18 protein-coding genes are annotated in these 20195 nt (G+C 66.7%); 10 read left to right on the forward strand and 8 right to left on the reverse strand.

Going from position 1 to position 20195, the window contains the following annotated elements:
- Window positions 1–141: 141 nt before the first annotated feature.
- The 3 genes from rocD to QM748_RS18220 all read right to left on the reverse strand — a co-directional run bounded on the left by rocD (window position 142) and on the right by QM748_RS18220 (window position 4356).
- On the reverse strand, window positions 142–2250 hold the full coding sequence (gene rocD, locus QM748_RS18210; RefSeq protein WP_415248401.1) for an ornithine--oxo-acid transaminase: 2109 nt from the start codon (window positions 2248–2250) through the stop codon (window positions 142–144).
- A gap of 91 nt (window positions 2251–2341) precedes the next feature.
- The gene (gene ubiB, locus QM748_RS18215) at window positions 2342–3871 is read right to left on the reverse strand and encodes a ubiquinone biosynthesis regulatory protein kinase UbiB (protein WP_415248402.1); all 1530 of its coding nucleotides are present in this window, start codon (window positions 3869–3871) and stop codon (window positions 2342–2344) included.
- Between the two features lie 98 nt (window positions 3872–3969).
- Window positions 3970–4356 carry a hypothetical protein gene (locus QM748_RS18220; RefSeq protein ID WP_415248403.1) on the reverse strand — a complete coding sequence of 129 codons (387 nt, stop codon included), beginning with the start codon at window positions 4354–4356 and terminating at the stop codon, window positions 3970–3972.
- Between the two features lie 278 nt (window positions 4357–4634).
- Between QM748_RS18220 and QM748_RS18225 the strand changes: the two genes are divergently transcribed.
- The gene (locus QM748_RS18225) at window positions 4635–5843 is read left to right on the forward strand and encodes a Wzz/FepE/Etk N-terminal domain-containing protein (RefSeq protein ID WP_415248404.1); all 1209 of its coding nucleotides are present in this window, start codon (window positions 4635–4637) and stop codon (window positions 5841–5843) included.
- Window positions 5844–5888: 45 nt separating this feature from the next.
- Here QM748_RS18225 and QM748_RS18230 read toward each other — a convergent pair whose 3' ends face one another.
- Window positions 5889–7985: a TonB-dependent receptor domain-containing protein gene (locus tag QM748_RS18230; protein WP_415248405.1), complete on the reverse strand. Its 2097-nt coding sequence runs from the start codon at window positions 7983–7985 to the stop codon at window positions 5889–5891.
- Window positions 7986–8142: 157 nt separating this feature from the next.
- Window positions 8143–8589, reverse strand: coding sequence for a hypothetical protein (locus QM748_RS18235; RefSeq protein ID WP_415248406.1), 447 nt, complete (start codon window positions 8587–8589; stop codon window positions 8143–8145).
- A gap of 167 nt (window positions 8590–8756) precedes the next feature.
- Here QM748_RS18235 and argS point away from each other — a divergent pair, with 167 nt between their 5' ends.
- The 5 genes from argS to QM748_RS18260 all read left to right on the forward strand — a co-directional run bounded on the left by argS (window position 8757) and on the right by QM748_RS18260 (window position 13123).
- Complete coding sequence (argS, locus tag QM748_RS18240) at window positions 8757–10520, forward strand: arginine--tRNA ligase (RefSeq protein ID WP_415248407.1); 1764 nt, start codon at window positions 8757–8759, stop codon at window positions 10518–10520.
- A gap of 15 nt (window positions 10521–10535) precedes the next feature.
- A complete protein-coding gene (locus QM748_RS18245) occupies window positions 10536–11162 on the forward strand; it encodes an SPOR domain-containing protein (RefSeq protein ID WP_415248408.1) in 627 nt (208 codons plus the stop codon).
- An 82-nt stretch (window positions 11163–11244) separates the two neighbouring features.
- Window positions 11245–11880 (forward strand): thiol:disulfide interchange protein DsbA/DsbL, encoded by a 636-nt coding sequence (locus QM748_RS18250; protein ID WP_415248409.1) that lies wholly within the window; start codon window positions 11245–11247, stop codon window positions 11878–11880.
- The gene (locus QM748_RS18255; RefSeq protein ID WP_415248410.1) at window positions 11877–12308 is read left to right on the forward strand and encodes a PilZ domain-containing protein; all 432 of its coding nucleotides are present in this window, start codon (window positions 11877–11879) and stop codon (window positions 12306–12308) included. Before QM748_RS18250 ends, QM748_RS18255 begins: the two co-directional genes overlap by 4 nt.
- 11 nt (window positions 12309–12319) lie before the next feature.
- The gene (locus QM748_RS18260) at window positions 12320–13123 is read left to right on the forward strand and encodes a helical backbone metal receptor (RefSeq protein WP_415248411.1); all 804 of its coding nucleotides are present in this window, start codon (window positions 12320–12322) and stop codon (window positions 13121–13123) included.
- On the opposite strand, the gene QM748_RS18265 is transcribed toward QM748_RS18260, so the two are convergent.
- The 3 genes from QM748_RS18265 to QM748_RS18275 form a co-directional block, all read right to left on the reverse strand.
- Window positions 13089–13562, reverse strand: coding sequence for a putative toxin-antitoxin system toxin component, PIN family (locus QM748_RS18265; protein WP_415248412.1), 474 nt, complete (start codon window positions 13560–13562; stop codon window positions 13089–13091). The genes QM748_RS18260 and QM748_RS18265 overlap by 35 nt on opposite strands.
- 78 nt (window positions 13563–13640) lie before the next feature.
- Complete coding sequence (gene phaC / locus QM748_RS18270; RefSeq protein ID WP_415248413.1) at window positions 13641–15467, reverse strand: class I poly(R)-hydroxyalkanoic acid synthase; 1827 nt, start codon at window positions 15465–15467, stop codon at window positions 13641–13643.
- Window positions 15468–15517: 50 nt separating this feature from the next.
- Window positions 15518–16543, reverse strand: coding sequence for an MBL fold metallo-hydrolase (locus QM748_RS18275; RefSeq protein WP_415248414.1), 1026 nt, complete (start codon window positions 16541–16543; stop codon window positions 15518–15520).
- A gap of 171 nt (window positions 16544–16714) precedes the next feature.
- Between QM748_RS18275 and QM748_RS18280 the strand changes: the two genes are divergently transcribed.
- The 4 genes from QM748_RS18280 to QM748_RS18295 all read left to right on the forward strand — a co-directional run bounded on the left by QM748_RS18280 (window position 16715) and on the right by QM748_RS18295 (window position 20194).
- Window positions 16715–17173 (forward strand): MerR family transcriptional regulator, encoded by a 459-nt coding sequence (locus QM748_RS18280; RefSeq protein ID WP_415248415.1) that lies wholly within the window; start codon window positions 16715–16717, stop codon window positions 17171–17173.
- 115 nt (window positions 17174–17288) lie between these two features.
- Window positions 17289–17756 carry a PaaI family thioesterase gene (locus QM748_RS18285; RefSeq protein ID WP_415248416.1) on the forward strand — a complete coding sequence of 156 codons (468 nt, stop codon included), beginning with the start codon at window positions 17289–17291 and terminating at the stop codon, window positions 17754–17756.
- 47 nt (window positions 17757–17803) lie between these two features.
- Window positions 17804–18946 carry a carbonate dehydratase gene (can, locus tag QM748_RS18290; RefSeq protein WP_415248417.1) on the forward strand — a complete coding sequence of 381 codons (1143 nt, stop codon included), beginning with the start codon at window positions 17804–17806 and terminating at the stop codon, window positions 18944–18946.
- Between the two features lie 36 nt (window positions 18947–18982).
- Window positions 18983–20194 (forward strand): acetyl-CoA C-acetyltransferase, encoded by a 1212-nt coding sequence (locus tag QM748_RS18295; protein WP_415248418.1) that lies wholly within the window; start codon window positions 18983–18985, stop codon window positions 20192–20194.
- The last annotated feature ends 1 nt before the right edge of the window (window position 20195 follow it).

Raw genomic sequence — 20195 nt, forward strand, 5'->3', positions numbered from 1 at the left:
AATGAATCGGCCGCGTGTTGCAGTGCAATTTGCCTGTGTTCCGGCTGTCGTGCAACGGAGAAAAACGGGGGGCGCGGAAGGCGGGCTGGAAACGCCTCCGCTGCCGGGCCGGTACGGCTGTGCCAGCCTGCGTCGGCGTTCTCAGGCCGACAGGCCGGCCAAGGTGTCGATGACGAGCTTCGTGCCCTCCTTCAGCACCGCTTCGTCGATGACCAGCGGCGGCGCCAGCCGCAGCACGTTGCGGTTGGTGTCGCGGGTGGCGATGCCGCGTGCCAGCAGGCATTCGGCGGCACGGGCGGCACTGAAGGCGGGGTCGAGCTCGATGCCGACCAGCAGGCCGAGGCCGCGCACTTCGCGCACGCAGGGCAGGGCGGCGGCGCGGAGTTGCGTGCGCAGAGCCTCGCCCAGGCGCTCGGCCGCCTCCCAGGGCCGGGTTTCGGCCAGCAGCGCGAGCACTTCGGTACCGACCGCGGCGGCCAGCGGGTTGCCGCCGAAGGTCGAGCCATGGTCGCCTGGACGGAACACGTCCATCACCGCGCGGTCGGCGAGGAAGGCCGACACCGGCAGCAGCCCGCCCCCCAGCGCCTTGCCCAGGATCAGGCCGTCTGGCCGCACGCCTTCATGTTCGCAGGCCAGCAGCCGGCCGCTGCGGCCGAGGCCGGTCTGGACTTCATCGGCGAGCAGCAGCACGCCGTGGCGGCGGCAGATCTCGGCGCAGCGCGCCAGGTAGCCGGCCGGTGGCACGACGATGCCGCCTTCGCCCTGGATCGGCTCGACCAGGAAGGCCGCGGTGCGCGGCGTGATCGCTGCTTCCAGCGCGTCGGCGTCGCCGTACGGGATGCGGCGCAGGCCGGACGGGAAGGGGCCGAAACCGTCGCGGTACTGGCGATGCGAGGAAAGGCCGACGATGGCGATCGAACGGCCGTGGAAATTGCCGTCGCAGGCGATGATCTCGGCTTCGCCTTCGTCGATGCCCTTGACCTTGTAGCCCCATTTGCGTGCCGCCTTCAGCGCCGTCTCGACTGCCTCCAGGCCGGTATTGACCGGCAGCGCGCGCTCGTAGCCGAACGTCTTGCACAGGCGCTCGAGGAAGACCGGCAGGCGGTCGCTGGAAAAGGCGCGCGAGGTCAGCGCCAGGCGCTGCGCCTGCTCGGTCAGCGCGCGCAGCAGGCGCGGGTGGCCGTGGCCGAAGCTGACCGCCGAATAGGCGCTCATCATGTCGAGGTAGCGCCGCCCTTCCACGTCCCACAGCCACATGCCCTCGCCGCGCTGGAACACCACCGGCAGCGGCGCATAGTTGGCGGCGCCGTGATTCCGCTCACGGTTGCGCAGATCATTGCCGTCCGGACCCAGCGCCGCAATGGCGAACTCGGCCGCCCAGCGGGCGCTGCGGCCGTCGGCATCGAGATCGGGACGGTATTCGACGATCTCGAGGGCGAGGAAATCGTCGCAGCCGCGCAGCGCCAGCAAGGCACTGGCCAGTTCGCGAGGATCGATGCCATTGGCTTCGGGGCAGGTGACCGCAGGCAGGGCCTGCGGGTCGAGGGCGTCGAGATCAAGGCTGAGGCCGAACCCGCTGCCGCCGCCGCGCGCGACCGTCAGCGCATCATCGAGCACGGTTGCCAGGCTTCGCCGCCTGATTTCGGCCATGTCGAAGATGCGCACGCCAAGACCTTGCAGCAACTGGAGCTCTTCCACTTCCCACGAGCGTGCGCCGATGATGCAGACGTGCGCCGGATCGAGCCGTGGACCGGGAATGCCGGCCAGCGCCGGGTCGCCTTCGCCGAGCAGCGCCGCCAGCGGCATGCCGTGGATGTTGCCGGAATGGGTGGTGGTGGCGGTATGGCTGTCGAGATGGGCATCGACCCAGATCAGGCCGGGCGCATGGCCGATGCGCCGGGCGATGCCGCGCCAGGTACCGGCGGCGATGGTGTGATCGCCGCCGATCACCAGCCCGGTGGCATTGGCCGGCAGCGCGGCGACCTCGTCGGCGAGGCGGCGGGCAAAGTCGCCGTTGGCCTGCAGGCGCGCATCCATGCCGGGAGGAACTGACGCCGAGGGAGGCGCTTCCAGCGCCGCGCTCCATTCGACGGCGAGCCCGATCGAGGCCAGGCGCTCGGCCAGCCCGCCCTGCCGCAAGGCCTCGGGCGCGGCGGCGCTGCCGGGGTGAGGGGCGCCGAGGGCGGAGCCGGCACCGATGATCTTCAGTGGGGAACGCGGCGCGGACGGCCGCAGCGCTGTCTTCTCCATTGCACACCTCCCGTCCCGCTTTGGCGCGGGCGCCGCTGGATTGTTCTGGCAGGCCGCCTTGCGAAATTGGACGGGGGCGAGGGGGATTCGTTCAGCCGAACAGGCGGTACAGCTCCAGGCCGAGCAGGGCCGCGGCCAGCGCGCCGATCACGGCCAGCATGCGCCCCTGCAGGCGCTGGCCGGCGGCGAGCTGGTCGAGACGCTGCTGCTGGGCGGCCTGCTGCTTGCCGGCCTCCGCCAGGTTCTGGTGGATCAGGCGCGGCAGCTGCGGCAGCATCCCGGCCCAGGACGGCGCTTCTTCCTTGATGCCATGCGTCAGTGCGCGCCAGCCCATGCGCTCGTTCATCCAGCGCTCGAGGAAGGGCTTGGCGGTCTTCCACAGGTCGAGCTCGGGGTCGAGCTGGCGGCCCAGGCCTTCGATGTTGAGCAGGGTCTTCTGCAGCAGCACGAGTTGCGGCTGCACTTCCATCTCGAAGCGGCGCGCGGTCTGGAACAGGCGCAGCAGGGTCTTGCCGAAGGAGATGTCCTTCAGCGGCTTGTCGAAGATCGGTTCGCACACGGTGCGGATCGCCGCCTCGAACTCATCCACGCGGGTTTTCGCCGGCACCCAGCCGGCTTCGATGTGGGCCAGGGCCACGCGCCGGTAGTCGCGCTTGAAGAAGGCGAGGAAATTCTGTGCGAGGTAGTTCTTGTCCACCTCGTTGAGCGTGCCCATGATGCCGAAGTCGAGCGCGATGTAGCGGCCGTCCCGGTGCACGAAGATGTTGCCCGGATGCATGTCGGCGTGGAAGAAGCCGTCGCGGAACACCTGGGTGAAGAAGATCTCGACGCCGGCGCGCGACAGCGCCTTGAGGTCGTTGCCCTGGGCGATCAGCGCCGGTGTCTGCGAGATCGGCACGCCGTGCATGCGCTCCATCACCATGACCCGGTTGCCGCACCAGTCCCAGTGCACTTCGGGCACCAGCAGCAGCGGGGAGTCCTTGAAGTTGCGCCGCAGTTGCGAGCAGTTGGCCGCCTCGCGCATCAGGTCGAGCTCGTCGTGCAGGTGCTTGTCGAACTCGGCCACCACTTCGCGCGGCTTCAGCCGCCGGCCTTCCGGCCAGACCTTTTCCAGCAGCATCGCCGCGGCTTCGAGCAGGGCGAGGTCGTGGGTGATGACGCGGTCGATGCCCGGCCGCAGCACCTTGACCGCTACCTCGGTGCCGTCCGGCAGGCAGGCGAAATGCACCTGCGCGACCGAGGCCGACGCCACCGGCGTGCGCTCGAAGTTGCGGAACACCTCGTCGATCGGCCGGCCGTAGAAGCCTTCCAGCACGCCGAGCGCCTGCTCGATCGGAATCGGCGGCACGCGGTCCTGCAGCAGCGCCAGTTCGTCGGCGAGATCGGGCGGCAGCAGGTCGCGGCGGGTGGACAGCATCTGGCCGAACTTGACGAAGATCGGCCCGAGCGACTCCAGCGCCTGGCGCAGCCGCACGCCGCGGGGCTCGGAGAAACTGCGCCAGAAGAACACGGCCTGCCAGACCCGGGCCAGGCGGCCGCTGCTGTCGGCGTCGAGGATCAGGCGGTCCAGGCCGAAGCGCAGGCTGACGGAAACGATCTTGATGAGGCGGAAGAGGCGCACGGCGGAAGGGGGAGGCGGCAGCAAAGGCCGGACTTTAGCCGGAAAGCGCCGGGCGTGGAACGGGGCGGGAAAAAGCGCGGGAGCGCGGCAGCCGGGCGCTAGCGTGTTTCCGCCTGGTGCAAGGACTTGACCAGATCCCTGACGACTTGCTGGTGGGCATCGTTGAGTGTCGCGATGTCGCGCATCAACTGGTAATCGACTGCGGGCACCGGTTCCCTGGCAGCGAGAGGGGCATTGCCGGCACCGAAGCGCAGCCATTCCGCATTTACGCCCAGCCAGTCAGCCAGCACGCGCAGCTTGTCCTGGGCCGGAATGGCGTCGCCACCCAGCCATTTGCGCGCGGCATGCAGCGTCACGGGCTCGCCGGCATAGCGGCGGTTGAATTCCCGTGCAAGTGCCGCAGGCCGTGCGGCATCGGGTGCCGCGCGTGCAAGTGCTTCCCGCAAGCGGGCGCTGAAGGCATCGCGTTCGAGGTAGGGCTGCATGGGCGCAACGCTAGCAATCGCGATGTTGTCCAGAGGTGCATTATTATTTTTTGACTATAAGTTAAGTTGGCGGCAAACTTTCCGGGATTTGCCGGTTCGATCCCTCCGAAGCCCTGCTCCCAAGACAGATGAATGGCAGCTGCCGGCGGCAGTTCAGCCTCTGGAACTGTGCTGCATTCTGTCGCTCATGCCTGCGTCACGACGTGGTAGCCGGCGGTTGCATCGGACGGCAGGGGCGGTTTTTTCCTCAATTCCAGATGTAGCCCGGTTCAGCAGTCATGCAAAACAGCCAGTCAGTCGCATATGCCGAAGACGAAATCGATCTGCGTCAATTGGTCAGCGCGCTATGGCGGCGCAAGCGCCTGATCGTCAGTGCGGGAATCCTTGGTGCGGTGCTTGGAGTGGGTGCCAGCCTGCAATCCACCCGCTACGTCACCGAAGCTCTGTTTCTTACTCCGATCCGTTCGGTGGGGGAATTCAAGCGCTATGAAGGCGTCCTTACCAGCGGTGCACGCCTGCAGCAGTTCCTGCAGAGTTCGGGTCAGTCGGCCACGCCGGATGCACAGATACTCCATGCTCTGGCGAGCAATCCGGAGCGTTTCAGGAAAAGTCTGAAACCTCAGATCTCTGTGACCGACAAGGATCAGAAGGAATTCGGTATTGCAGCGAGGAAGGAAGACGAACTGCCGCTCGTTCTTGGCATCCTCCTCCTTTTCGAGCATGACCAGCCGACCAATGGCGCGCCGATCGTGCTGCTGTCGGAATATGTCCGCGAGTCGATCATAAGGGTAGGCATGGAAGCCGTGCTGCTTTCCCAATGCACGAGTTTCCGTAAGCGCGAGCAGGAACTGCGCAATGCCCAGATACAGAACGACTTCGCCATTCGGCAGGACGAGAGCCGCATCACGAACCTGCGCAGGATCGTCGCTCTGAACCCCGATGCCGGAATCGTCGAAAACCGCCAGATCGTCTCGTTGGAAAAGGGTACGGAGCGTTTCCTGTCACCTTCTGCGCAACTGGTGGCCGCCGAAATCGAGGTGGCCGACATGAAGCTTGCCGAAGTCCGCCGCAAGCGCGATCGTGTGAGCAGCGGGCTCAAGCGCGATTACTACTGCCGGGCTCAGCAGGCTCTGCAGCATGCGGCCAGCGGCCGGGTGTTTCTCGAAGGGCTCAGGGACATTCAGGCGGAAGTGTTTCTGGATCACGATAAGCAGTTGGACATCGTCGAGCAGACCTGGAACGAACTCGACGTGGAGCGCGAAAACTGGATCGATACCTACTTGCTGGGCATGCGTTTCATTGCGCCGCCTGAGGGCTCCGAGATCAAGCAGCGCAGGTCCTCTATGGTGATGGGAGGCGTGCTGGGGGGCATATTGGGAGGCATGTTCGGCATGCTGCTTGCGCTGGTGCATGCCTGGTGGCGAGGCAACGATGATGGAGCCGCTGGTGAGCACGGAAGCCGGACTGTCAGGCAAGGTGCGGCTTGAGCGAGCCAGCCCGGAAGCCGGGATTGGCCCGCTCGGGCAAGCAGCTCAGAACTCCAGCCTGACGCCTACCGTTACGTTGCGCCCCATCAGCGGCGCCACGTGCTTGATGAAGGAGCTGTGGTTGTAGGCCAGCTTGTCGGTCAGGTTGTTGGCCTTGACGTAGAGCAGCCAGGGCATGCCGTCGTATTTGCCGCGGTAGCTGGCGCCGAGGTTCAGCATCGTGTAGCCGGCGGTTTCGCTTTCGAATTCGGCGACCTTGTTCTGGCGGCCGACGCGGTAGATCTCGGCTTCGCCGCTCCATGCGTTCCAGTTGGCGTCCAGCCGCAGGCCGATGCGGTGGGCGGGAATGCGCGGCAGGTCGCGGTTGCCGCCGCTGTCGAGGCGGGCGCGGACGTAGTCGCCGAACACGGTGGCGCCGAAGATCGGGGTCAACTGCTGGCGAAGCTGGCCTTCGATGCCGGTGAAGCGGGCGTCGCGCTGGGCGTACTCGATCAGCTGGAAGCCTTCGTGCACGTCCAGGGTGCTGGCGTAGATGTAGTCCTTGACCCGGTTGTGGAAGACGCCGACCGAGAAGGTGGTGGCGCCTTCGGTCTTGCGCAGCGAAAGGTCGATGTTGCGCGAGGTCTCCGCCTTCAGGTCGGGGTTGCCCACTTCCCAGGTGCTGGTCGCCAGGTGGATGCCGTTGGCGTAGAGCTCCTCGGCGCTCGGCAGGCGCTGGGTGCGGGACAGCGACAGGCCCAGCGCGTACTGCGGGGCGAAGTTCCACACCGCGCCGAGCGACAGCGAGTTGCCGCGGTGGCTGCGGTCGCGTTGCGCCGCGTCGACGTCGATGTCCTGCCACTCGTGGTGCAGGCCGGCCTCGAAGCGCCAGTCGCCGAGCGCGTATTCCTCGATCAGGAAGACGGCGTGCTTCTTCGTCAGCGTCGGTGGCACATAGGCTTCTTCGCCATTGGCGCTGAAGTCGCGGCGTGAGGTCTGCAGGCCGACGACGCCGCGCCAGCCGGCGAGCGGGGCGTGCTCGAGCTCGAGGCGGCCGTCGTGCGCCTTGCTGCGGAAGCGGGTCGAGATGTGGCGCTCGCCGTCTTCCTTCTCGATTTCGTCATGCACGTAGTCGGTGTGCGCGGCGCGCAGCCGCAGCCGGGTGAAGCCGGGCAGCGGGTCCAGCAGTTCGCCGCGCAGGTCCCAGCGTTTGCTGTCGAGTTCGACATAGGGAACGCCGTGCTCATGGTCGTGCCCGTGACCATGGCCGTCATCGTCGTGGCCATGTCCGTGTCCGCCGCAGTGCAGGTGGTCGCCGTGCGGATGGCAGTCCTCGTATTCGTGGCTGTGGCCGGGCAGGCCGTATTCGTTGCGCTGGCGGCTCCAGGCGAGACCGAGGTAGCCGCGTTCGCCAACCCAGGACAGGCCCAGGCTGCCGCTGTCGGTGGTGTTGTAGCTGCCGTCAACGCGGCGGCCGTCATGCCAGCCGTCGCCGACGCGGTATTCATTGGCGTCGCGCTTCAGGCCTTCGGCGTGGACGGCGAAGCTGCCTGATCCGGCGGTGATCTCGAAGGCGCCGGCGCCCTCGCGGGCGGCGCTGCCGGCGCGCAGTTCGATGCTGCCTTCGACGCCTTTTTCCGGCACCGCAGTGGGTACGCGCTTGTCGAGCACATTGACCACGCCGCCCACGGCGCCGCCGCCGTAGGCAAGTGCCGACGGGCCACGCAGCACTTCGATCTGCTTGCTCAGCATCGGCTCCAGCGCGACGGCATGGTCGGGGCTGATGCTGGAGGCATCCATGATCTCGGCGCCGTCGGACAGCACCTTGACGCGCGGGCCGTCCATGCCGCGGATGATCGGCCGGCTGGCGCCGGCGCCGAAATGGCTGGCGGCGATGCCGGGTTCGCTGGCCAGGGTGGCGCCCAGCGTGTCACCGCGGCGCAGCACGAGCGTGTCGCCTTCGAGCACGCTGGCCGGCGTGCTCATGGCGTCGGTACCGAGCGTGAGCGCGCTGGCCGATACGGTGACCGGTGCGAGCGTGGCGGTGCGCCCGCCAGCCTCGTCGGCGAAGGCCGGCACCTGGGCGAAGGCGAGCAGCAGGCTGGCGGCGAGGGGATGGCGGGGGAAGGCGGCGCGGCGCCTGGGATGGAGCATGGAGGACATCGGATATCCCTTGTTCTTTCAGTCAGGTCGGGGCTTGTTCAGGCATCGGACGGGGCCGGGGTGCGACAGCAAGCCCCACCAGCCGGTGGTGCCGGCAGTGGAAATGCCGCGGCCGGACGGTGAGCCGGCGCGGTGGGCGTTCAAGCGGGGTGGTCGTTCAAGCCAGCGGGGCGAACAGGGGAGATGCGGGCGGGGCGCGGCAGCGCGGCTGGAGCGGTGGCGCGCCGGGAGCAGGAATTGATGCAGTCTGTGCAGACAGCAGCGCCGTGGGGGGATGGCAGTGGCCAGCGGCGGGGCTGCCCAGCGGTGTATCGACGCCGGCGAGAGCCAGGCATTCGAGGCAGGCGGCGGCAAGGTGCTCGCCGTCGCTTTCGGTTTGGTCGAATGTAGCGGGAGCCTTGCTGGCGCCTTCGCCTTGCAGCGACTCGCCGGCATGGCCGATCAGATGGAGCTGGGCCTGGCCTTGCACGGCAAGCAGCGCCAGAGCCAATGCCAGCGACCACAGCAAGCGGGCCATGGCATTGGCCGGGCGTGCCCGCGGAGCGCCGCTGCGCAGCGCGCGAGGCGGGACGGCGGAGTGGCGGGCGCGGGCGGAGTAAGGCATGGGCGGATTCTATGGGGCTTGCGCTTTATTCGCAACATTGTTGCGATAGTGACGAATGCAGCTTTGAATGCCGTTTCCATTGCGCTGTAATTCGCGCTCACATGCCGGCCGCGGAGTGCCCAGGGCGATCCGCTATAATCCAGCGTTTAGATTTCCAGCCGAGTGCCATGAGCGCCGACCCCAAAGCCCTGCTGACCGATCTGCTGAAAACCGCGCTGAAGAGCGTGGCGCCGGATCACGCCGATACCCCCGTCCTGCTGGAGCGTCCGAAACAGGCGAGCCACGGCGATTTCGCCACCAATCTCGCGCTGCAGCTGGCCAAGCCGCTGAAGCGCAATCCCCGTGAACTGGCGGCGATGCTGATGGCCGAGCTGCCGGTGTCGAAGCTGGTTGCGAAGGCCGAAGTGGCTGGCGCGGGCTTCATCAATTTCACCCTCGCCGCCGATGCCAAGACCGCGGTCGTCTCCGAGGTGCTGGCCAGGGGCGCGGCCTTCGGCCGCGGCGCGGCCAAGGGCGTGAAGGTGCAGGTGGAGTTCGTCTCCGCCAACCCGACCGGGCCGCTGCACGTCGGCCATGGCCGCGGCGCGGCCTACGGCGCCTCGCTGTCGGACGTGCTGGCCTTCGCCGGCTTCGACGTCACGCGCGAGTATTACGTCAATGATGCCGGCCGCCAGATGGACATCCTGGCGCTGTCGACCTGGCTGCGCTACCTGGCGCTGTTCGGCATCGAGATCGCCTTCCCGCCCAATGCCTACCAGGGCGACTACGTCACTGGAATGGGCCGCGACATGCGCGAGGCCCATCAGGACCGCTTCGCGCGCGTGAGCGCCGAGCAGGTGCTGGCCGGCACGCCGGGCCTGCCGCCTGCCGAGCGCAACGACGATGACGCCAAGCAGCAGCGCGAGGCTCACCTCGACGCGCTGATCGCCAACGCCAAGCGCCTGCTCGGCGACGACTATGGCTGGGTGCATGGCTTCGCGCTGAACGAGCAGCTCGGCGACGGCCGCGACGACCTCGGCGAGTTCGGCGTGCGCTTCGACAAGTGGTTCTCCGAGCAGAGCCTGTTCGACACCGGCCTGGTCGAGCGTGCCGTGACCCAGCTCGAGAAGCAGGGCCACATCTACGTCCAGGACGGCGCCAAGTGGTTCCGCTCCAGCGCCTTCGGTGACGAGAAGGATCGCGTCGTGCAGCGCGAGAACGGGCTGTACACCTATTTCGCTTCCGACATCGCCTACCACCTCAACAAGTACGAGCGCGGCTTCGACCGCATCATCGACATCTGGGGCGCGGACCATCATGGCTACATTCCGCGCGTGAAGGGCGCCATCGCCGCGCTCGGCCTGCCGCCGGAAAAGCTGGAAGTGGCGCTGGTGCAGTTCGCGGTGCTGTACCGCAACGGCCAGAAGACCTCGATGTCGACCCGCTCGGGCGAGTTCGTGACCTTGCGCGAGCTGCGCCAGGAAGTCGGCAACGACGCCTGCCGCTTCTTCTACGTGCTGCGCAAGTCCGACCAGCACCTCGACTTCGATCTCGATCTGGCCAAGAGCCAGAGCAACGAGAACCCGGTCTATTACGTGCAGTACGCCCACGCCCGCGTGTGTTCGGTGCTGAACCAGTGGGGCGGCGAAGCGGCCGAGCTGGCAGGTGCCGATCTCGGCCTGCTGCAGCACGAACGCGAACTGGCGCTGTGTGCAAGCCTGGCGGCCTTTCCCGAACTGGTGCAGAACGCGGCGGCCGACTACGCGCCGCATCAGGTGGCTTTCTATCTGAAGGATCTCGCAGCCGATTTCCACAGCTGGTACAACGCCGAGCGCATGCTGGTCGAGGACGAGGCGCTCAAGCTCGCCCGCCTGGCGCTTGCCGGCGCGGTGCGCCAGGTGCTGGCCAGCGGCCTCGCGCTGCTCGGCGTGTCGGCGCCGGAATCGATGTAAACCGCGGAGACGTTCGTGAGCCGTAATCGCAAGCCTGCCCGCAAATCCGCTCGTGCGCCGTCGCGCAGTGGCGGCAGCACCCTGATCGGCATCTTCATCGGCCTGGTGTTCGGTGCGCTGATCGCCGCTGGCGCGGCCTGGTATTTCACTCGCGCCAACCCCTTCCAGTCGGCGCCGACGGCTTCGCGCCTGCCGCCCAGCGAGCGGCAGGCGCCGGCCGCGCTACCGGGCAAGCCGGGCGACCGTCCGGTGGCGAAGCAGGATTTCGAGTTCTACAAGATCCTGCCCGAAGGCGATAACGTGCCCGCGCCGGCCGAGCCGCCCGCCCGTCCGCAGAGGCCGGCGGTGAACGTGCCTGCGCAGCAGCCGCCGGCACCGGTGCAGGAGGTTTCGGTGAAGCCGGCCGAGCGCCTGTACCTGCAGGTGGGCGCATTCGAGAATCCGGGCGAGGCCGACAACCTGAAGGCGCGCCTGGCGCTGGCCGGCATCGAGGCCAGCGCCCAGCGGGCGCAACTGGCCGACGGCCGGGTCGTGCACCGGGTGCGCATCGGCCCGTTCTCGCGGCCGGAAGACATGAACCCGACCCGTGCCCGGCTGGCCGAAGCCGGCTTCAATGCTTCGGTGAGCCGCAGCACCCCTTGATTGCCCGATACTTTTGAACGGCCGGGAACGCGGAGGCGTTGCTGGCGTCTGAAGGCCGTTATCGATACTGGAGTGAGCCTGAATGAACCGTCGTGATGTCCTGAAGCAGCTTGCCGCCGTATCCGCAGCCCTGCCGCTCGCCAATCTCGCCTGGGCCAAGGATCCGTTCGTGGTCCTGAACCCCGCCCAGCCGGCCGACGATCCGTCCAAGATCGAGGTCATCGAGTTCTTCCACTACGGCTGCCCCCATTGCCGCGATTTCGATCCGCTGGTTGCGGCCTGGAGCAAGAAGCTGCCGGCGGACGTCAGTTTCCGCCACGTGCCGGCAATCTGGAACAATCCGCAGCTCGGCGCGCTGGCGCGGCTGTACTACGCCGCCGAGGCCTCGGGCGACCTGAAGACGCTGCACGAGAAAGTGTTCGTCGCCGTGCAGGACGAGCGCCGTCCGCTGCATACCGAGGAAGGCGTGCTCGAGTGGATCCCGGGCAAGGTGGCCGACACGGCCAAGTTCATGGAAGCCTACAAGTCCTTCGGCGTCAATTCCAAGCTGCAGCGGGCCGACCAGCTCGCGCGCGCGATGAAGATCCAGGGCGTGCCGACGATGGCCGTCGATGGCCGTTTCCTGACTTCGGCCACGATGGCAGGCGGCCATGAGGGCACGCTGCAGGTCGTCGGCCAGTTGATCGAACGGGCCCGCAAGGAGCGCAGCGGAAAATGAGCGAGACGCGTGCCGTGCCGCCCCAGGGTGACGAGGCTTCGGCCGAGCGCCGGGGCTGCCAGCGCTTCGTTGCCCGGCGCCGGGGCGAACCCTGCTTCTGGGTGGTGATGGACGGCACGCGCATTCCACTCAATGATCTGTCTGCCGAGGGGTTCTCGTACCCGTCGGCGACACCTGCTCCTGCCAGCGACGAGGTGTTCGGCTTCGTGCTGCAGCGCGAAGGGGTGCCGGACGAAATCCGCGGCCGTGCCGTGACGGTGAATTTTCTTGCGGCATCGGCACAGATCGGCTGTTCCTTCGTCAGCCTGGAAGGCGATGGTGCCGAACGCCTGCGCGACTGGCTGATCGCCCACGTGCTGATGACGGCGACGGTCCGCATCACCGAGAAGGATGCCGCCGCGATCGTGGCGGGGCCGTCGCTGATCTAGGCGGGGCTGCCTTGGCCAGTTCCACGAACGTCGATGCCCTCGGCCATGCACACCCGCCGGCGGGGCCCGATGCCCGCATCGTCTCGCTGGTGCCGTCGCTGACGGAACTGATCTTCGATCTGGGCCTCGGCGAACGGCTGGTGGGTCGTACCGGATTCTGCATTCATCCCCGCGGACCCCTGCGCCCGGTGCCCAAGGTCGGCGGCACCAAGGATGTGAAGATCGATGTGCTGAAGGCGCTCGCGCCGACGCACCTGATCGTGAATATCGACGAGAACCGCAAGGAAACGGTCGATGAACTGGCGGCATTCGTGCCGCACGTGATCGTCACGCATCCGTGTGTTCCGGCCGACAATCTCCAGCTTTATGGCCTGTTCGGCGGCGTGTTCGGTTGCGAGGCGGCGGCGGAAAGGCTGAGCATCGAACTGCAGTCCGCATTGGACGATGCCGCGGCGCTGCGCGCGAGCCTGGCGGACGAAGCCGTGCTTTACCTGATCTGGCGGGAGCCGTGGATGACGGTGTCGCGCGACACGTACATTGCGGCGATGCTCGAAGCCGTCGGCTGGCGCACGTTGCCCGCAAGGGCGTTGGAACGCTACCCGGTGTTCGAGTGGGCGCTGGCGGACCAGGCTGCACGGGTGTTCCTTTCGTCCGAGCCCTATCACTTCAACGACGGCCATCTGGCGGAAGTCGAGGCGCTCGGCAGGCGTCCTGCGGTGCTGATCGACGGCGAGATGGTGTCGTGGTATGGCAGCCGGGCGATTGCCGGGCTGCGCTACCTCATCGCGTTGCGCCGCCGCCTGGCGGGCGCTTAGCGATCACCTCGGTGATGAAACGCTCGGGCGTCATCACCAGGTAGCGGTCGCGCAGCAGGCGGTGCCGGCCGGCCCGCAGCAGCAGCTTGTCGCGGGTCAGCAGATGGCTGGCGCCGGCGTCGAAGGCGATCTCGAGGAACTTCTGGTCGTCCCCGTCGCGGCAGACGGGGAGGGTGCGCGGGTGCCCTTCGCCTTCGGGGATGTCCGGCAGGATTTCGATCCGGCTGCGGTAGTCCGCCAGCAGCGCGTGCTGCGTTTCCTCGCCGAGCCTGAACTGGGAATAGGCGAGCACATGCCGCAGTTCGGTCAACGCGTCCTCGCGCGAGACGAGCGCACAGGCTCCGCCCTCGATCCAGTCGCGCAGCGAAGCGAGGCGGGGATCGCGGAACATCCACAGCGCGAGGATGGTGTTGGTGTCGAGAGCGAGCCGGGCTTGCATGGCGGGCACGGGAAGCCGGCAGAAACAAAAACGGGGAGGGTTGCCCCTCCCCGTTCATTTTCGGCCGGTCGGTTTCGATCAGGCGGGCTGTGCGGCAGTGATGCGCGCCTTGACGAAGGAGCCCGGTGCTTCTTCCAGCGCCTTCAGCTTGCCCTTGGCGGGGTCGCGCGGATCGACCAGCTCGCCGTCGATGGCGGTCAGCCAGGCCTGCCAGTCGGTCCACCACGAACCGGGGTGCTGCTGCGCACCGGCCAGCCAGTCGTCGGAACTGGCGGGCAGCTTGGCGGCCGGATTGATCCAGTAGCCGTACTTGTTGGCCGCCGGCGGGTTGACGATGCCGGCGATGTGGCCCGAGCCGCCCAGCACGAAGCGCACCGGGCCGCCGAAGTTGCGCGCACCCATGTAGGTGCTCTTCCAGGGCGCGATGTGGTCTTCGATGGTCGAGATGAAGTAGCACGGCGTCTTGATCTTGCCGAGGTCGATCGGCACGCCGTTGACGCTGATGCCGCCCGCTTCGACGAGGCGGTTTTCCATGTACAGCTTGCGCAGGTAGAAGCTGTGCATCTTGGCCGGCATGCGGGTGGAGTCCGAGTTCCAGTACAGCAGGTCGAACGGGAACGGGTCCTTGCCCAGCAGGTAGTTGTTGACCACGAAGGACCAGATCAGGTCGTTGGCACGCAGCATGTTGAAGGTGCCGGCCATTTCCGAGCCTTCCAGGTAGCCGCGCTCGAACATCTTCTTCTCGAGGCTGGAGATCTGGCCTTCGTCGATGAAGACGCCGAGCTCGCCCGGGTCGGAGAAGTCGGTCATGGTGGTGAAGAAGGTCGCGGCCGAGATCCGGCCGGACTGCTTCTTGGCGGCCAGGTAGGCCAGCGTGGTGGCGAGCAGGGTGCCGCCCAGGCAGTAGCCGGCGGCATTGACCGACTTCTCGCCGGTCTGCTGTTCGATGGCGTCGAGTGCGGCGAGCGTGCCTTCCACCAGGTAGGAGTCGAAAGTCTTCTCGACGTGGCGCTCGTCCGGGTTCACCCACGAGATGACGAACACGGTGTGGCCCTGGTCGACGCACCACTTGATGTAGGAGTTCTTCTCGCGCAGGTCGAGGATGTAGAACTTGTTGATCCAGGGCGGCACGATCAGCAGCGGCTTCTTCAGCACCTTGTCGGTGCTCGGCGTGTACTGCACCAGCTGCATCATGTCGGTCTGGAACACGACCTTGCCCGGCGTCGTGGCGACGTTCTTGCCCAGCTCGAAGGCCGAGGTGTCGGTCATCCGCACGCGCAGCTGGCCGCCGCCGTCCTCGACGTCGCGCAGCAGGTTGTTCAGGCCCTTCAGCAGGTTCTGGCCGCCGCTCTTGACGGTCTCGCGGAAGACTTCCGGGTTGGTCACGGCGAAGTTCGACGGCGACAGTGCGTCGATGTACTGGCGGGTGTAGAAGTTGACCTTCTTCTGCGTCTGCTCGTCCAGGCCGTCCACGCAGCACACGGTGTCATGGATGTGGCGGGCGGCGATCAGGTAGGACTGCTTGATGAAGTCGAACAGGAAGTGCTGCTCCCATTCCTCGTCCTTGAAGCGCTTGTCGGTCTTCTCGGGCGCGGCGACCGGCGAGGCGTTGAGGCCGGCAAAGCGCATCATCGAGTGCTGCCACAGCGAGAAGTAGTCCCATACCAGGTTCATCTGCGCCTGGGCGAGCTTGTACGGGTTCGACAGCAGCTTGGCCATCATGTCCATGAAGGCCTGGGCGATGCCCAGTTCGTCGGCGGGCGCGGTGATGCCCTTCTTCAGCTGGCGGTTGACGTGATCGCTGATCAGGTGCGAGGCACGGCGGGCGACTTCGGCGTAGGTCTTGGCGACCTCCTGCGGATCGGGCAATTCAGGACGAGCGGTTTCGGTGGAGGGTGCAGCCATCTTGTTTGAGCTCCTGGTTGGCGACCGGAATGTCTCTCCGGCAGGTTTCTTCATTGCTTGCTATCGATGAAACGGATCAGGCCGTCCGTACCGACTTCCCGGCGGAGCTCTCCCCGCTCCTCCAGGTAGTTGAGGTGGGCAATGGCCTCCCCCATGGCGAACATGACCTGATGGGTATCCAGCTCGCGCGGAAACAGCGTCGCCAGCACTTCGCCCGCCGTTCGTGCACTGCGGCACTCGGCCTGCAATGCCGCACAGCGCTCGCGGTGGTGGGTGACGAGCTGCTCCACTCTTGACCGGATACCCTTGAAAGGTTTGCCGTGCGATGGTAGCACGAGCGTGTCATCGGGCAAGGCGCAAAGTTCCTGAATCGAGTCGAGAAAATAGCCGAGGGCGTCGTCATGTGGCGTTGCAGCATGGACGCTGACGTTGGTCGAGATGCGAGGCAGCAGCATGTCGCCGGAAATGAGCACGCCGAGCTCGGCGCAGTACAGGCTGGCGTGCTCGGGGGCGTGGCCGTAGCCGACGATGACGCGCCATTCGCGGCCGTCGATCTGCAGCGTGCTGCCGTGGCGAATGCGCTCGTAGCGCGACGGCAGCTCCGGAATGCCGCGGCGGTAGGCATTGCCGCGATTCGCCAGTGCCAGCGCCGGGCCATTGTCGAGACCGTGGGCGCGGAACTGGGCCACCATGTCGCCCACGCTGTATCCCGGCAACTGGTGCCAGATGGTGTGGCCGAGGAGATATTCGCCCAGTGTCATGTGTATGCTGGCGCCGTCGCGTGCCGCCAGCCAGGTCGCCAGCCCGACGTGGTCCGGATGGTGGTGGGTGACGACGACGCGCGTGACCGGGCGCGGATCGGCGTCGAGCACGCCGGTCCAGGCCTGGCGCGTGTCGTCGGAGCCATAGCCGCAGTTGACGACCACTCTTTCATCGCCGTCGTCCAGCAGCCACAGATTGATGTGGTCGAGGGCAAAGGGCAGGGGCATCCGCACCCAGTGCACGCCGGGGGCGACTTCGGTGGCATGGGCTGCGGCAGGGAGATCGGGAAAGGGGTAGTGCAGCGGGGGCATCATTCTGTCTTCCTCGTGGGCTTGCGCGGTAGCGGGCTTGCGGCAGCCTGGCGTTGCCCAAACTGCCGAAATCTGCTTAACTTCCGCTGATTTATATAATTTTTGATTTATAAAACAATATCTTGCTGTTTGTGCCGCGCCTCGTGCGGCGTCAGCGGCCACCCCGGACGACTCATGGGCGACGAACAAACCTACACCATCACCGAACTCGCACGCGAATTCGACATCACGCCGAGGGCGATTCGTTTCTACGAAGACCAGGGCTTGCTGACCCCGGCCCGGGCCGGGCGTGCCCGCATCTACACCAAGGCCGACCGTACCCGACTCAAGCTCACGCTGCGGGGCAAGCGGCTGGGCCTGTCGCTTGCCGAGATCCGCGAACTGCTCGACATGTACGGTGGCGTACACAATTCCGCTTCGCAACTCGAACTCTTCCTCGATGTGCTGAAGGAGCGCCGTGCGGCGCTGGAGCAGCAGCGGCTCGACATCGAGGCGGTACTGCTCGAGATCGACATGCTCGAGCAGCAATGCCATGCCCTGCTCGGCCACAATGCTGCCGGTGCTGCAGCGGCAAGGGCGCAGCTGGTCAGGCACATCGATGGTGTCGGCACGGGCCGTGCCGTGGCCGATTGAGCGATGCTTCCCGGTTTTGGCAAGTTCAATCTTACGTTCGACGTAAACGTAAAAACAAAGAAAATACGCGCCGGAATGAGGACCCTGCGAGAGCAGGCTTGCGAAGGAGATCACCATGCGTCCGGAAATGCCGCAGTTTCAGCCCAAGGACCCCGGCTATGCCGCACGCGTGCGGGCTAGCTTCGAACTCCAGCGGGCCATGGCGCTGATCGGTGCGCAACTGGCCGTGATCGAGCCGGGCTATACCGAGATCCACCTGCCCACCAAGCCCGAAGTCACGCAGCAGCATGGCTACATCCACGGCGGCGTGGTCGGCATGATCGCGGATTCCGCCGCCGGCTACGCGGCCAACACGCTCACGCCCGCCGATACCAGCGTGCTGACGGTGGAATACAAGCTCAACCTCGTCGCTCCCGCCGACGGCCAGCGCCTGGTGGCGCGCGGGGAAGTGATCAAGCCCGGCCGCACGCTGATCATCACCAAGGCCGAAGTGTTCGCGATCCGCGACGAGCGCTGGACGCTGTGCGCACTCATGCAGCAGACCATCATGGCGATGCAGGGCAAGAACGAACGCCAGGGCTGAGTGTCTGCAGTCCGGCTCATCTGCTTGCCACAATCCTAGGAATTCATATGTCTCTGAGCCTGCGCGTGCTGACTTCCGCCGATACGGCCGAACTGGAGCAGGTGCGCCAGTTCTTCCGCAATTACGCCGCCTGGCTGGGCGTCGATCTCAGCTACCAGGGTTTCGCCGACGAAGTCGCGAACCTGCCGGGCGCCTATGGCGAGGCCGACGGGCGGCTGTTCTTCGCCGAGGTGGACGGCCGCCCGGCCGGCTGTGTCGGCGTTCGGCGCTTCTCCGAAGGCGTCTGCGAGATGAAGCGGCTCTACGTCGATCCCGATGCGCGCGGCCACGGCCTGGGCCGCAAGCTGGCATTGGAGGCGATCAAGGCGGCGCAGGCACTGGGCTACCGCCGCATCCTGCTCGACACCCTGCCGGCGATGCGCATCGCGGTGAAGCTGTACCGCGAACTGGGTTTCACCGAAGCGCCGGCCTATTACCCCAGTCCGATCGAAGGCACGATCTTCCTGACGCTCGACCTTTCGCAGTGGTCCGAGGAGCAGGCGAACAACGAAGGCCTGCTGCACCTGTTCGACTACAACCAGGCCTGGTCGCGCCAGATGCAGCAGCTCGATCCGAGCTTCTTCGAAAAGCTGTCCCACCTTCAGAACCCGGAATACCTGTGGATCGGCTGTTCCGATTCGCGCGTGCCGGCCAACCAGATCGTCGGCCTGCTGCCGGGCGAAGTTTTCGTGCATCGCAACGTCGCCAACGTCGTCGTGCATACCGACCTGAACTGCCTGGCAGTGATCCAGTATGCGGTGGATGTGCTGAAAGTGAAGCACATCATGGTGGTCGGCCATTACGGCTGCGGCGGCGTCAAGGCTGCGCTAGACCGTGCCCGTGTCGGCCTGGTCGACCTGTGGCTGCGCCACGTGCAGGACGTGCATGTGCGCCACCTGCAGGAAGTTGACACGCTGCCGCCCGAACTGCGCCACGACCGCCTGTGCGAACTCAACGTGCTCGAGCAGGTGCTCAACGTCGCCCAGACCGTGGTCGTGCAGGACGCCTGGCGCAAGGGCCAGCCGCTCACCGTGCATGGCTGGATCTACGGGCTCAAGAACGGCCTGATCCGCGATCTCGGGCTCAACGTCAGCCGCCCGCAGGATCTGATGCCGCGCTACGTGGCGGCACTCGACGCGCTCGGCCACTGAGCGCGGCTGCAACAAAACATCAATGAGGAGAACAGCATGTCCGATCCTGTCGTCGTCGTTTCCGTCGCCCGCACGCCGCTGGGCGGTTTCCAGGGCGATCTGTCCAGCCTGAGCGCTCCGCAGCTCGGCGCCGCCGCCATCAGGTCGGCGGTCGGGCGTGCCGGCCTGGCGCCTGAGCAGGTGCAGGAAGTGATCATGGGCTGCGTGCTGCCCGCCGGCCTCGGCCAGGCGCCGGCGCGCCAGGCAGCGCTCGGCGCCGGCCTGCCGCTGTCGGCCGGCTGCACCACGATCAACAAGGTGTGCGGCTCGGGCATGAAGGCCACGATGCTGGCGCACGACCTGATCCTCGCCGGCACCAACGAGGTGATGGTCGCGGGCGGCATGGAGTCGATGTCCAACGCCCCCTATCTGCTGCCCAAGGCGCGTGCCGGCTACCGCCTCGGCCACGGCCAGACGCTGGACCACATGTTCCTCGATGGCCTGGAAGACAGCTATTCGAAGGAAAACAAGGGCCGCCTGATGGGCACCTTCGCCGAGGACTGCGCCGGCCACTTCGGCTTCAGCCGCGAGGCGCAGGACGAGTTCGCCATCGCCTCGACCACCCGTGCCCAGGCCGCGATCAGCAATGGCGATTTCAGCTGGGAAGTGGTGCCGGTGACGGTCTCCGGGCGCAAGGGCGAAGTGATCGTCGACAAGGACGAGCAGCCGCTGAAGGCGCAGATCGACAAGATTGCGTCGCTGAAACCGGCTTTCCGCAAGGACGGCACGGTCACGCCGGCCAATTCCAGCTCGATCTCGGACGGCGCCGCGGCGCTGGTGCTGATGCGCAGGTTGACCGCCGACAGGCTCGGCCTGAAGCCGGTCGCCACCATCGTCGGCCATGCCACCCATGCGCAGGAGCCGGCCTTGTTCACCACGGCGCCGGTGGGGGCGATGCAGAAAGTGCTGGCCAAGGCCGGCTGGCGCAGCGACGAAGTTGACCTGTGGGAAATCAATGAAGCCTTCGCCGTGGTGACGATGGCGGCGATGCACGAAATGAAGCTGCCGCACGACAGGGTCAACGTCAATGGCGGTGCCTGCGCGCTGGGCCACCCGATCGGCGCCTCCGGCGCCCGCATCCTGGTGACGCTGATCGGCGCGCTGCGCAAGCGCGGGCTGAAGCGCGGCGTCGCCAGCCTGTGCATCGGCGGCGGCGAGGCCACGGCGGTGGCGGTCGAGGTTGACGCGGCCGTCGGCTGCGGCGGCTGAA

This window comes from Thauera sp. (genome assembly GCF_047601425.1).
In the GTDB taxonomy this organism is placed as follows: Bacteria; Pseudomonadota; Gammaproteobacteria; order Burkholderiales; family Rhodocyclaceae; genus Thauera.

What these genes read in the sequence shown, in the direction of transcription:
- QM748_RS18235 (WP_415248406.1), bottom strand. Translation starts at nt 8,589, where the DNA reads ATGCCTTACTCCGCCCGCGCCCGCCACTCCGCCGTCCCGCCTCGCGCG.
- QM748_RS18295 (WP_415248418.1), top strand. Translation starts at nt 18,983, where the DNA reads ATGTCCGATCCTGTCGTCGTCGTTTCCGTCGCCCGCACGCCGCTGGGC.
- QM748_RS18250 (WP_415248409.1), top strand. Translation starts at nt 11,245, where the DNA reads ATGAACCGTCGTGATGTCCTGAAGCAGCTTGCCGCCGTATCCGCAGCC.
- QM748_RS18230 (WP_415248405.1), bottom strand. Translation starts at nt 7,985, where the DNA reads ATGTCCTCCATGCTCCATCCCAGGCGCCGCGCCGCCTTCCCCCGCCAT.
- QM748_RS18255 (WP_415248410.1), top strand. Translation starts at nt 11,877, where the DNA reads ATGAGCGAGACGCGTGCCGTGCCGCCCCAGGGTGACGAGGCTTCGGCC.
- can (WP_415248417.1), top strand. Translation starts at nt 17,804, where the DNA reads ATGTCTCTGAGCCTGCGCGTGCTGACTTCCGCCGATACGGCCGAACTG.
- phaC (WP_415248413.1), bottom strand. Translation starts at nt 15,467, where the DNA reads ATGGCTGCACCCTCCACCGAAACCGCTCGTCCTGAATTGCCCGATCCG.
- rocD (WP_415248401.1), bottom strand. Translation starts at nt 2,250, where the DNA reads ATGGAGAAGACAGCGCTGCGGCCGTCCGCGCCGCGTTCCCCACTGAAG.
- QM748_RS18220 (WP_415248403.1), bottom strand. Translation starts at nt 4,356, where the DNA reads ATGCAGCCCTACCTCGAACGCGATGCCTTCAGCGCCCGCTTGCGGGAA.
- QM748_RS18280 (WP_415248415.1), top strand. Translation starts at nt 16,715, where the DNA reads ATGGGCGACGAACAAACCTACACCATCACCGAACTCGCACGCGAATTC.
- QM748_RS18265 (WP_415248412.1), bottom strand. Translation starts at nt 13,562, where the DNA reads ATGCAAGCCCGGCTCGCTCTCGACACCAACACCATCCTCGCGCTGTGG.
- argS (WP_415248407.1), top strand. Translation starts at nt 8,757, where the DNA reads ATGAGCGCCGACCCCAAAGCCCTGCTGACCGATCTGCTGAAAACCGCG.
- QM748_RS18225 (WP_415248404.1), top strand. Translation starts at nt 4,635, where the DNA reads ATGCAAAACAGCCAGTCAGTCGCATATGCCGAAGACGAAATCGATCTG.
- QM748_RS18275 (WP_415248414.1), bottom strand. Translation starts at nt 16,543, where the DNA reads ATGATGCCCCCGCTGCACTACCCCTTTCCCGATCTCCCTGCCGCAGCC.
- QM748_RS18285 (WP_415248416.1), top strand. Translation starts at nt 17,289, where the DNA reads ATGCGTCCGGAAATGCCGCAGTTTCAGCCCAAGGACCCCGGCTATGCC.